7 protein-coding genes and 1 pseudogene are annotated in these 11,763 nt (G+C 70.7%); 4 read left to right on the forward strand and 4 right to left on the reverse strand.

Going from position 1 to position 11,763, the window contains the following annotated elements:
- The first annotated feature begins 4 nt into the window (after positions 1-4).
- Positions 5-1,627 (forward strand): alkaline phosphatase D family protein, encoded by a 1,623-nt coding sequence (locus tag LZK98_RS03795; protein WP_233785066.1) that lies wholly within the window; start codon positions 5-7, stop codon positions 1,625-1,627.
- Positions 1,628-1,631: 4 nt separating this feature from the next.
- Here LZK98_RS03795 and LZK98_RS03800 read toward each other — a convergent pair whose 3' ends face one another.
- Positions 1,632-2,318: an anti-sigma factor family protein gene (locus tag LZK98_RS03800; RefSeq protein ID WP_233785068.1), complete on the reverse strand. Its 687-nt coding sequence runs from the start codon at positions 2,316-2,318 to the stop codon at positions 1,632-1,634.
- Entirely contained in the window at positions 2,315-2,803 is a 489-nt protein-coding gene (locus LZK98_RS03805; RefSeq protein WP_233786499.1) for a sigma-70 family RNA polymerase sigma factor, read from the reverse strand. Before LZK98_RS03805 ends, LZK98_RS03800 begins: the two co-directional genes overlap by 4 nt.
- Positions 2,804-2,891: 88 nt before the next feature.
- Between LZK98_RS03805 and LZK98_RS03810 the strand changes: the two genes are divergently transcribed.
- Complete coding sequence (locus LZK98_RS03810) at positions 2,892-4,145, forward strand: S8 family serine peptidase (RefSeq protein ID WP_233785070.1); 1,254 nt, start codon at positions 2,892-2,894, stop codon at positions 4,143-4,145.
- A gap of 94 nt (positions 4,146-4,239) precedes the next feature.
- Positions 4,240-5,082 (forward strand): hypothetical protein, encoded by an 843-nt coding sequence (locus LZK98_RS03815; protein WP_233785072.1) that lies wholly within the window; start codon positions 4,240-4,242, stop codon positions 5,080-5,082.
- An 81-nt stretch (positions 5,083-5,163) separates the two neighbouring features.
- Here LZK98_RS03815 and pepN read toward each other — a convergent pair whose 3' ends face one another.
- Positions 5,164-7,758 carry an aminopeptidase N gene (pepN, locus tag LZK98_RS03820; RefSeq protein ID WP_233785073.1) on the reverse strand — a complete coding sequence of 865 codons (2,595 nt, stop codon included), beginning with the start codon at positions 7,756-7,758 and terminating at the stop codon, positions 5,164-5,166.
- 226 nt (positions 7,759-7,984) lie between these two features.
- Between pepN and LZK98_RS03825 the strand changes: the two are divergent.
- Positions 7,985-9,393 (forward strand): annotated as a pseudogene (locus LZK98_RS03825) (MFS transporter).
- Here LZK98_RS03825 and LZK98_RS03830 read toward each other — a convergent pair.
- A complete protein-coding gene (locus LZK98_RS03830) occupies positions 9,349-11,604 on the reverse strand; it encodes a glycoside hydrolase family 3 N-terminal domain-containing protein (protein ID WP_233786500.1) in 2,256 nt (751 codons plus the stop codon). The pseudogene LZK98_RS03825 and the gene LZK98_RS03830 sit on opposite strands and share 45 nt — an antisense overlap.
- Positions 11,605-11,763: the final 159 nt, after the last annotated feature.

The raw sequence follows: 11,763 nt of genomic DNA on the forward strand, positions 1-11,763 counted from the left end.
GCTCATGATCATCATCGACCGCCGCAGCCTGCTCGTCACCGGAATCCTCGGCATCGCCGGCCTCGCGCTGCCGGGCTTCGCCCAGACGCCGAACGTCGCGGCGCTCCGGGGCTTCACCCATTCGGTCGCGAGTGGCGAGCCCGGGCCGGACACGATGCTGCTGTGGACGCGCTATGTCCCCGCCGACGGCGGCACCGCCGAGCTCAAGGTCGAAGTGGCCGAGACGCCCGATTTCGCCCGCATCGCCGCGGGCGGGGTGATGATCACCGGCCCCTGGCGCGATCATACGGTCAAGGTTACCGTCGACGGCCTCAAGCCCGCGACCCGCTACCATTATCGCTTCGTCGCGCCGGACGGCAGCTTCTCGCCGGTCGGCCTCACCAGGACGCTGCCGGAGGGCGCCACGCCGTCCTTCAAGGCGGCGATCTTCTCCTGCTCCAACCTGCCCTATGGCTATTTCAACGCCTATGGCCATGCCGCCGCGCGGGACGACATCGACCTCTCGATCCACCTCGGCGACTATTTCTACGAGTACGCGCCGGACGGCTATGCCCCGCCGGGCGGGCCGGTCGGCGGCCGCGTGCCGCTGCCGCCCAGCGAGATTCTGAGCCTCGCCGACTATCGCCTGCGCTACGCCAGCTATCGCGCCGATCCCGACCTTCAGGAGCTGCACCGCGTCAAGCCGATGATCGTGCAGTGGGATGATCACGAATCGGCCAACGACAGCTGGGAAGGCGGCGCGCAGAACCACCAGCCGAACGAAGGCGACTGGAGCCTGCGCAAGGCCGCGGCGGTCCAGGCCTATCGCGAATGGATGCCGGTCAGCGACGAGCCGTGGAAGGCCTATGACATCGGCACGCTCGCGACCCTGTTCCGCACCGAGACGCGCCTGCTCGCCCGCACCGCGCAGCCGGACGTCGCCCCATTGTTTCGCGACGCCGATCCGGTGGCGGCGCTCACCAAGTTCCGCGACGGCGCATGGATGGACCCGGGCATGACCATGCTCGGCACCACGCAGGAAAGCTGGCTCGCCCACGCGATGGCGCGCTCGGTGAAGGCGGGGCAGCGCTGGCAGGTCGTCGGCTTCGGCACGATCATGGGCGAACAGCGCGCGCCGGCGGAAGCGATCGGCTGGCTGAAGCCCGATGCGCCCGCGCGCAGCCGGAACTATGTGGAAAGCGGCATCATGGCGGCCAAGGTCGGCCTGCCCTCCAACTTCGACAATTGGGGCGGCTATCCGGCGGCGCGCAAGCGCTTCCTCGCCTCGGCGCAGACGGCCGGCGCGAACCTGGTGGTGATCACCGGCGACAGCCACAACGCCTGGGCCTTCGACCTCGGGAACGACGGCAAGCCCGCCGGCGTCGAGTTCGCCGGCCAGGCGGTGACCTCGCCGGGCTATGAATCCGCTGCGGCCGCCGATCCCAAGGCGATGGCGGCGGCGCTGGTCAAGGCGAGCGGCGAGCTCAAATGGTGCGACGTCTCGCGCCGCGGCTATATGGCGCTGACGCTGACGCCCGACCGCGTCACCAACGACTGGCTGTTCGTCGACACGGTGAAGGCCAGGTCGACCAACGCCAGCGTCGGCCACACCGCGACGGTGACGCGCGGGCGGAACGTGATGGCGTAACGGCTCAGCGCCACCTGCGATCGTGCGCCGCGCGTTCCTGTGCGGCGTCGAGCGGGGCGCCGGCCATCATGTCCTGCGCCATCGCCATCAGCGCGGGATCGGTCGAACCGGCCTGGCGATAGTCGGGGTGCGCCTCGGCCGCGCCGGAGACGGTGCGGCGGAGCGACCAGTCGTCGCCCTCCCGGCAGGCAATCCCGCTCGTCGCCCGTCCGGCGAAGGTGCGGCAGATCGCGCCCGAGGAATCGCGGAAGCTCACGATCACCCGGATCGGCGCATCGCCCTGGGTCGCGGCGAGCTGCGTGTCGAGCGCGCGGGCGAGATCGCCCGATGCGACCAGCCCCATCGGCCCCACCTCAACCGGCGCGCCTGGCCTGAGCATCGGGCCGATCAGGAGTCCGATCACCAGGCTGGCCGCAATCGCCGCCATCCAGCGCAGATCGAAGCGCGGGCGCGCGCGCGGACGCAGCGGCACGACATTGTCAGGCTTGAGCAGCGTGGTCAGCCGCTCCGGCACCGCCGCCTCCGCGACCGGCGCGAAGCTGCCCGCGATCCGCGCGCGCAGCCGCCGATGTGCCGCCACCTGCTCGGCGAGCGCCGGATCGGCGGTGATCGCGAGCTCGACCCGCTTGGCAGCAAGCGGGTCGAGCTCGCCGTCGGCATAGGCCATCAGCATTTCCGGTTCGATCGTCATGCCGCTTCCCCCAGCTGCCGCATCAATGCCTCGCGCCCGCGCACCAGCCGAGAGGTGAGCGTGCCCATCGGGATGTCGAGCACCGCCGCGGCTTCCTTGTAGGCGAGCCCCTCGACCAGCACGAGCGCCACTGCCTCGCGCTGCTCGTCGGGCAGCCGCGCCATCGCCCGCATCACCTGGTCGAGCTCGACCGCGGCCTCGATAGCTCGGTCGCCCGCATCGCCCACCATCAGCCCCGCCTCCTCCGCGACGAAGGTCTGCGCGGCGCGGCTGCGGGCGCGGGCGGTGTCGATCCAGGCGTTGCGCATGATGCGGTACATCCAGCTGTCCAATCGTGTCCCCGGCTGCCACCCCGCGCGCGCCGTCAGCGCCCGCTCGACAGCGGTCTGGCAGAGGTCGTCGGCATCGCTCGGCGAGCGGGCGAGCGCATGGGCGAACCGCCTCAGCCGCGGCAGCAGCGCCAGCACGTCGTCCTCGAACCTCAGGATGCCTCCTCCTTACGCTTCCTGGATGAAACGGACGGCCCCGCTCGTTTCATCCCTGTCCTCGATATTTTCTCTTAGGATGTTCCGGATGACGATGCGATTCGCGCTGACGCTGGTGCTCGCGGCCCTGACGGCGGCGGCCGCGCAGGCGCAGCTCGTGCCGCAGCTGCCGAGCCTGCCAGGGCCGGTCGGCAGCCTGCCGGGCGAGATCGTCGATGGCATCGGCCGGACCACGGGCGAAGTCGTCGAACGCGTCCGTGACCTGCCCCCGCAAGCGCTCGCCGCCGCGCGGCTCGATCGGTTCGCGCGGCTGGTGCGCGAGAGCCGCGGCCGCATCGCGCTCGACGATAATGGCGAGCCCGCGCGCGCGGGCGAGATCGTGCTGACCGATCCCGATGCCGCGACGCTCTCGCTGTTCGCCGGCAGGGGGTATCGCCTTATCGAGCAGGCCGAGGTGGAAGGGCTGGGCGTCGGCTATGCCCGGCTGGCGATCCCCGAAAGCCGCAGCCTCGCCGAGGCGATGCGCGAGGCACGCCGGCTCGCGCCTGTCGCCGCCGTATCGGCGGACGTGCTCCATTTCGAGAGCGGCGGCCTTGGCACGGCGGCGCAGGAGGCTCGGGCATCGGCGGCTGGCAAGGGAATCGTGGTCGGCATGATCGACAGCGGCGTCGGCCGCGGCGTCGGCGGGCCGGTGCGCCAGCAGGGCTTTGCCGCCGGCGCGCCACGGCCGAGCGATCACGGCACCGCGGTCGCCTCGCTGATCGCTGGTGGCGGACCAGTGCGCGGCGGCGCGCCGGGAGCCGGCCTGCTCGTTGCCGATGTCTATGGCGGTGACCGCGCCGGCGGCAGCGCGGTGGCGATCGCGCGGGCGCTCGGCTGGCTGGCGGGCGAGCGCGCGCCGGTGGTCGCGATCAGCCTCGTCGGCCCGCCCAATCCGCTGCTTGCGCGCACGGTCGCCGCCGCCCAGACGCGCGGGATGGTGATCGTCGCCGCGGTCGGCAACGACGGGCCGGCGGCGCCGCCGGCCTATCCCGCCTCCTATCCGGGCGTGGTCGCCGTCACCGGCGTCGATGGTCGCGGCCGGGCGCTGATCGAGGCAGGCCGCGCCGCCCATCTCGACTATGCCGCACCCGGCGCCGACATGGTCGCGCTCGATGCACGCGGCCGCGCGCGGCGGGTGCGCGGTACCTCCTTCGCCGTTCCGCTCGTCGCCGCGGCGATCGCGCGTGCAGGGGGCCGTCTCGCCGCGGTCGACGCGGCTGCGAAGGACCTCGGCACGCGCGGCCCCGATCCCGTCTACGGCCGCGGCCTCGTCTGCGGCGACTGCGCGACCCGCAAATAAATTCCGGCATCGGGATTAAATCGCGAAGCCCTGCCGTTCTCGTGACGAGGCGCCGATCGGCGCCCGATGGAATCATGTCACGGAGGACGAAGAAATGGCCAGGATCGTGATCGGCGGCGCGCTCGTCGCGCTCGTATTCGCTTCGGCGCCGGCGTCGGCGCAGCTGCTCGGCGGCGGCGGGCTAGGCGGCGGCTTGGGTGGGCAGCTGGGCGGTACGCTCGGCGGCGGGCTCGGGGGTACGCTCGGCCGCACTATCGACACCACTAGCTCGGGCCGCATCACCGGCGACGGCAATGCCCGCGCCGAGCGCTCGGTCGACCGGCGCAGCGGCCGCGTCCATGCGCGCGGCAGCGCCGACGGCAGCGGCTCGGGCGCACTCGATGGCACCGTCGCCGACCGCGCGCTGAGCGGCAGTGCGTCGGGCTCGGGATCGGCCTCGGGCGGCGCCGACGCCCAGCTCATCGGCACCGATGCGGTGCGCAGCACGGCCGGCCAGGCAGTCGGCGCCGGGCGCGGCCTCGTCGGCAACGCGCGCGACGGCGTCGGCTCAACCGTTGGCGCAGTCCGCGATCGGGCGGGGACGCTCGGCAGCGCGAGCGGATCGGGCAACGCAGCCGGCTCGGGCGGTGCGGCGGGTTCGATGGGCGACGACACGCTCGCGCTCGCCGGGAATGCCGCGGGCAGCGGCACGGGCAACTTCGTCGCACGGCCGGGAATGCCGGTGGTCGACGCACGCGAACGGCTGATCGGCACCGTCCAGTCGCTGAAGACCACCGCGCGCGGCGCGGTCACCGGCGTGGTCGTCCAGGTCGGCGATCGGCTCGCGACGCTGCCCGTCTCCAATTTCACCGGCTCGGGCGACGTGCTCGTCTCCGCGATGGGGAAGGGTTCGGTCACGAAGCGGGCGGCCAAGCAGGAGCCGGAGCAGCAGCAGTAATCGACTTCGTCCCGGCCGGGCGTGCTCCCCGCTCTCGCCTGGCCGGACCGGCGCGTCCGGCGCCCCCTCCGCCGGACGCGCCTATCCCTCCACGCTCTTGCTGACCTGCTCGAACATATCCTTGCTGAGCCCCGGCACGGCGAGGATACGGTTCAGCTCCGCCTTCATCGCCTCCGCCCGCGCCGCGTCGAACCGCCGCCAGCGTCCCAGCGGCGGCAGCAGCTTGGCCGCCGTCTGCGGGTTGAGCTTGTCGAGCGCGATCAGCTGATCGGCGACGAAGCGGTAGCCGCCTCCCGATGCGTGATGGAACGCCCGCTGGTTCACCCCGAACGCCCCCACCAGCGCGCGGGCGCGATTGGGATTGGCGAGCGTGAAGTCCGGATGCCGCGCCAGCGCCTCGACCGCCGCCATGGTATCGTCGCGCGTCGACAGCGCCTGGGTCGAGAACCATTTGTCGAGCACCAGCGCATTGTCGCGATAGCGGCGATAGAACAGGTCGAGCGCCGTCGCCCGCTCGGCGGCGTCGCCATTGGCGAGCGTGGTCAGCGCGCCCTGGCGGTCGGTCATGTTGTCCGCCGCCTCGAACTGCGCGAAGGCGAGCGCCGCCGCATCCTCCGCCCCGCTCGCCGCGAGAAAGCCGAGCGCCACCGTCCTCAATCGCCGCGCGCCCTTGGCTGCGGGGGAATATTCGAAGCGGTTGGCGCGGGTCTTCTCATAGGCCGCGCGCCACTCGCGCTCGAGCGTCCGACCGATGTCATGCCGCAACGCTTCGCGCGCCTGATAGATTGCTTCGGGATCAACCACCGGCATCTGGTCGCCGATGAAGCTCTCGGACGGCAACAGTACCGCCTCGCCGATGAACGCCGCGTCGAGCGCTGAATCGGTCAGCGTGTTGCGAATCGCCTCCAGCACCGGCCCGTGATCGGCGCGCCCACGGCTGACCGCGGAGACCAGCGTGTCGAGCATCAGCTGCTGCATCGCCTCATAGCGGGCGAAGGGATCGTCGTCATGCGCCGACAGAAAGGCGAGGTCGGCGGCGGTGCGATCGCTGTCGACGATGATCGGCGCGGAAAAGCCGCGGTTGATCGACAGTACCGGCCGCTCGGCCAGCCCCTCGAACGCCACCTCCGCGCTCGCGTGGGCGAACACCTCCAGCCGCTCGTCGATGAGCGGCTTCGCGCTGTCGGCGCCGAACAGCTTGAGCCTGAGCGGCAGCACCAGCGGCTCCTTGACCGGCTGGCCCGGCGTCGGCGGGGTGGACTGTTCGAGCTTCAGCACCGCGCGCCGCCGCTCGGCATCATGGCTGAGGCGCGCGGCGAGGCGCGGCGTGCCGGCTTGCGCATACCACCGGCGGAACTGGCCGAGATCGATCCCTCCCGCCTCCTCCATGCAGGCGACGAAATCGTCGACCGTGGCGGCGGTGCCGTCGAACCGGTCGAAATAGAGGTCGGTCGCGGCGCGGAACTTCTCGGGCCCCAGCAGCGTCGCCATCATGCGGATGACCTCGGCACCCTTGTTGTAGATGGTCGCGGTGTAGAAGTTCGAGATCTCGATATATTCGTCGGGTCGGACCGGGTGGGCGAGCGGCCCCGCATCCTCGGGGAACTGCGCGGCACGCAGGCTGCGCACGTCCTCGATCCGCTTGACCGCCGCCGATCCCTGGTCGGCGGAGAAGCTCTGGTCGCGGAACACGGTGAAGCCTTCCTTGAGGCTCAGCTGGAACCAGTCGCGGCAGGTGATGCGGTCGCCCGACCAGTTGTGGAAATATTCGTGCGCCACCACGGCGGCGATCGCGTCATAGTCGTAATCGGTCGCGGTCTCCGGGTCGGCGAGGATGTAGCGGCTGTTGAAGATGTTCAGCCCCTTGTTCTCCATCGCCCCGAAGTTGAAGTCGTCAACCGCAACGATGTTGAAGACATCGAGGTCGTATTCCCGGCCATAGACATCCTCGTCCCACTTCATCGCCGTCCTGAGCGCGTGGAGGGCGTGATCGGTCTTGGGAAGATCGGCAGCGCGCACCCAGATGCCGAGCTGCACCTCGCGGCCCGACCGGGTGGTGAAGGTCGCGCGGTTGGCGACGAGATCGCCCGCGACCAGCGCGAACAGATAGCTCGGCTTGGGGAAGGGGTCGTTCCACTGCGCCCAATGCCGGCCGCCCTCCAGCTCGCCCGAGGCGACCGGATCGCCGTTCGCGAGCAGGATCGGAAAGCGCGCCTTGTCCGCGGCCATCCGCACCGAATAGCGGCTGAGCACGTCGGGCCGATCGGGGAAGAAGGTGATGCGGCGGAACCCCTCCGCCTCGCATTGCGTGCAGAGCAGCCCGCCCGAGGCGTAGAGGCCCATCAGCTGGGTGTTGATCTCGGGCGCGATCTCGACCTCGGTCTCGACGCTGTGGTGGTCGCCGGTCAGCGGGACGACGAGCGCGCCGTCGTCGAGCGACCAGTCGGCGTCGCTGCCGTCGACGCGCACCGCGAGCGGTGTGAGTCCGTCGCCATCCAGGCGCAGCGGTTCCGAGTGATCCCCGTTCCGCTCTACGGTGAGCGTGGCGCGAACCCGCGTACGCGCGGGGTCGAGGTCGAAGTCGAGCGCGATCGTCGGCACGAGCCAGGCGGGCGGGCGATAATCCTCGCGGCGGATCGTCTTCGGCGTCGGCGCAGCGGCAGGGCGGGCATCCATCCCGCCGCTATACGCGCCCATAAGGCTGGCAGGCCAGTTCTTTCCCTCTCCCCTTGGGAGAGGGAGGGGCCCGCTCGGCGCTAGCCGAGTGGGAGGGTGAGGGTGACCATCGCCAGCCGAAGTCGCCCTCACCCTCCCGCCGCCTCCGGCGGCTCCTTCCCTCTCCCAATGGGAGAGAGACAGTGGGGCCTTCCCGATGGTGATCCAGCCCCGCTACATCGGGCGAATGACCACCGCTGGCGACCGCACGGGGCAAAGGCTCAGCTTCTGGCAGCGCACCCGCTTCGCGCTCGGCGACCTCGCGTTCAACCTCTATTGGCAGAGCATTACCCTCTATCTCCTGTTCTACTATACCGACGTGGTCGGCCTGCCGATCGGCCAGGCGGCGCTGATCTACATGCTGCCGTCGATCTGGGACGGACTGGTCGATTTCGCGGTGGGACTGTCGGCGGACCGGCTCGGTGCCGGGAAGGGGGCTATCGCCGCTTCCTGGTCTGGGGTGCGCTGCCCTTGGGCGCTGCCTTCGTGCTGCTCTACCTGCCGCTGCCCTTCACCGGCACCTTGCTGCTCGGTGCGATGCTGGCGGTGCACCTCCTGTTCCGCACGCTCTATGCAGTGGTGAACGTGCCCTATTCGGCGCTGACTGCGCGGATCAGCTCGAGCAGCCGCGACCGCACCTCGATCGCCGGCCTGCGCATGATGTTCGGCACGATCGCCGCCATCTCGGTCGCGCTGGTGACGCAGCCGATGGCGGCGCTTGTCGGGGGAGGGCCGGACAATTCCATGGGTTTCCTCGCCGTCGCGGCGCTGTTCGCGCTGGCGGGGGTCGCGATCCTGCTGCCGGTGGCGCTCGCGATCGAGGAGGCGGCGCCGCCGGCGCCGAAGCAAGGCGCCATCCTGCGTTTCCTCGGTGACTGCCTGCGCAATCTTGCCACCAATCCAGCTTTCCTGTCGCTGATGGCCGCGATGATCTGCATGACCTTCGCCGCGACCGTGTTCGGCAAGTCGATCCTCTATTACTTCAAATATGTCGTCGGCCACGAGGAGGCGGGGCGGCAGGCCTTGGCGGTGATGGGGTTCGCCGGCGGCCTTGCGGTGCCGCTGTGGATGGTGGCTGGACGCCATCTCGGCGCGCGGATAGTGTGGCTGCTTTCGGCCGGTGGCGGCCTCGCGGCGCTAGGAGCCGTGGCGTGGCTCGACATCCGTGGCGTGCTGGCGATGCAGGCGCTGTTCGTCGCGCTGCAGGTGGCGATCATGGGGATGCACTTCGCCTTCTGGTCGCTGCTGCCCGACACGATCGAATATGGCGAGCGCGCCACCGGTCAGCGGTTCGAGGCGACCACCTTCGGCGTCGCCGCGCTGGTGCAGAAGGTCGCGTTCGGTGCCGCCGGCGGGCTGTTCGGGGCGATGTTCGACGCGATCGGCTATCGCGCCAACGTCGGCCAGTCGGCCGAGACGCTGGCGGGGATGCGCTGGATCGTGCTCGCGGTGCCGGCACTGGGCTTCGCGCTGTCGGCGCTGTGCATCGCGCTCAACCCGCTCCGCCGCGACGTCCACGACCGCATCGTCGACGAGCTGGAACAGCAGCGATTAGCCCGCGAGGAGCTCGAAACTGCCCCGAAGCCCATCGGCTGACGAGGGCCCGATCCAGAAGTCGAAGAGGCCGGGCTCCACCGTGCGCTCCATCGCCTGGCCGACGAACTCCAGGTCCCGGCGCCGCAGCGTGAAGCTGACCGTCGCGGACTCGCCCGGCGCCAGGCGGATCTTGCGATAACCCTTCAGCTCGCGGACGGGCCGGGTGATGCTGGCGGCGCGGTCGTGGATGTAGAGCTGCGCCACTTCCCACGCTTCGTGCTTGCCCGAATTGGTGACGCGCGCGGTGAGGGTGATCACCCCATCCCAGGCCAGCCGGCCGCCGCCGTTCGCAAGGTCGGCATAGCCGATGCGGCCGTAGGTGAGGCCGTGGCCGAACGGGAAGCGGGCCTCATTGCTCACCGTCTGGAAATGCGCCTTGTAGGGCTGGAGCGGTCCTTCGGGATTGGGCCGGCCGGTCGCCTTGTGCGCGTAATAGAACGGCTCCTGCCCCGATTCCTGCGGGAAACTGACCGGCAGGCGTCCCGATGGCCCCTCCTCGCCGAACAGCACGTCGGCGATCGCCGGGCCAGTCTCGCTGCCGAGGAACCAAGTGACGAGCAGCGCCGGCGCGCTCAGCACCGCGCCCTGCAGCTCCAGCGCGCGCCCGTTCTTGAGCAGCACGACATAGGGCTTGCCGGTCGCGGCGATAGCCTCGGCCAGCGCCTGCTGCGCGGGATGGAGGGTGAGCGAGGTGCGCGACTTGGCTTCGCCCGACATGTCCTGCGTCTCGCCGAGCACCAGCACCGCGACGTCCGCCGCCCGCGCGGCGGCGACCGCGGCGTCGATGCCGCCCGGGATAGGCGCGAACGGCTGGCAGCCGGGCGTCACCGTCAGTGCCGTTGCGTCGGTCAGTTCCGCACGCATGCCCGTGGCGATATCGACCGCCTGGCCGTTGTCGCCATAGACGTTCCACGGACCGACCAGGTCGTGCTTCCCCTCCGCGAAGGGACCGATCAGCGCGATCCGCTGCCCAGACTTGCGGAGCGGCAGCAGCTCGCCCTCGTTGCGCAGCATCACGATCGACTTGCGCGCCGCGTCGCGCGCGACCGCCAGGTTGGCGCGGGTGCGCGAGCGCGCCTTCTCGCGCTTGGGATCGAGGCGGCGGAACGGATCGTCGAACAGCCCGAGCTTCGTCTTCAGCGCCAGCACGCGCCGCACCGCCTCGTCGAGCCGCGCCATCGGCACCGCGCCCTCGTTCACCAGCCGCGGCAAGTGCTGGATATAGAAGCCGCTCTGCATGCTCATATCGACGCCGGCCATGAAGGCGAGCCTGGTCGCCTCGCGCGCGTCGGCGGCGAAGCCGTGCGCGATCATCTCCTCGTCGCCGGTATAATCGGAGACGACGAGGCCGCCGAAGCCCCATTCGCCGCGCAGCACTTCGGTCTGCAGCCAGTGGTTGCCGGTGGCGGGAATGCCCGACAGCTCGTTGAACGAGGCCATGAAGGTCGGCACGCCCGCCGCGGCCGCAGCCTCGAACGGCGGGAAATAGACCTCGCGCAACGTCCGCTCGGAGACGTCGACGCTGTTGTAATCGAGCCCCGCCTCGGCCGCGCCATAGGCGGCGAAATGCTTGGCGCAGGCGGCGACCGCGTCGTCGTCCCACAATGACTTGCCCTGGAAGCCCTTCACCCGCGCGGCGGCCATGTCGATGCCGAGCAGCACGTCCTCGCCCGCGCCCTCGACCCCGCGGCCCCAGCGCTGGTCGCGGGCGATGTCGACCATCGGCGCGAAGGTCCAGTCGATCCCCGCCGCCGCCGCCTCGACCGCGGCGACGCGCGCCGTGCGCTCGGCGAGCGCGGGATCGAAGCTCGCCGCCTCGGCGAGCGGGACGGGGAAGACGGTGCGGTGCCCGTGGATCACGTCGGCGGCGAAGATCAGCGGGACCTTCAGCCGCGATTCCTTCATGGCGACCGTCTGCATCCGCCGCGCCATCTCGGCGCCGTTGCCGTTGAAAACGCCGGTCAGCCGCCCCTTGCGCACCTCCTCGAGCTGCGCCTCGAAGCCGGCGCCGGCCTGCGGCGGATTGAGCGCATTGGCCCCCGCGCCCGCCCAGGCGGCGGCCATCAGCGTGAGCTGCCCGCACTTCTCCTCGACTGTCATCCGCCCGACCAGCGCGTCGATCGCCGCGTGCGATCCGCCATCCTTCCCCGCCTGGAGCAGCAGCGCGCGCGCCGGCGAATGCGCCCAGGCGATCACCGTCCCTGCCGCCATCAGCGCGCCGCGCCGCGTGATCGTCGTGCCGTTCAAGCCATCCTCCCTGTCGTTTCGTCCTGCCGACTCGGCGCTCATCGCCCGATAGCGTGCGCTGTAACCGGTTACAAATCCACCCTCAGGTTGATCCCCCAGGCCGGATCGGCTTAAGCGGCGGGG

Origin of the sequence: Sphingomonas cannabina (genome assembly GCF_021391395.1) — a bacterium.
GTDB lineage: Bacteria > Pseudomonadota > Alphaproteobacteria > Sphingomonadales > Sphingomonadaceae > Sphingomonas > Sphingomonas cannabina.

Coding starts and splice junctions, on each gene's coding strand:
- LZK98_RS03800 (WP_233785068.1), bottom strand. CDS start 2,318: ATGACGATCGAACCGGAAATGCTGATGGCCTATGCCGACGGCGAGCTC.
- pepN (WP_233785073.1), bottom strand. CDS start 7,758: ATGGATGCCCGCCCTGCCGCTGCGCCGACGCCGAAGACGATCCGCCGC.
- LZK98_RS03795 (WP_233785066.1), top strand. CDS start 5: ATGATCATCATCGACCGCCGCAGCCTGCTCGTCACCGGAATCCTCGGC.
- LZK98_RS03830 (WP_233786500.1), bottom strand. CDS start 11,604: ATGGCGGCAGGGACGGTGATCGCCTGGGCGCATTCGCCGGCGCGCGCG.
- LZK98_RS03810 (WP_233785070.1), top strand. CDS start 2,892: ATGACGATGCGATTCGCGCTGACGCTGGTGCTCGCGGCCCTGACGGCG.
- LZK98_RS03815 (WP_233785072.1), top strand. CDS start 4,240: ATGGCCAGGATCGTGATCGGCGGCGCGCTCGTCGCGCTCGTATTCGCT.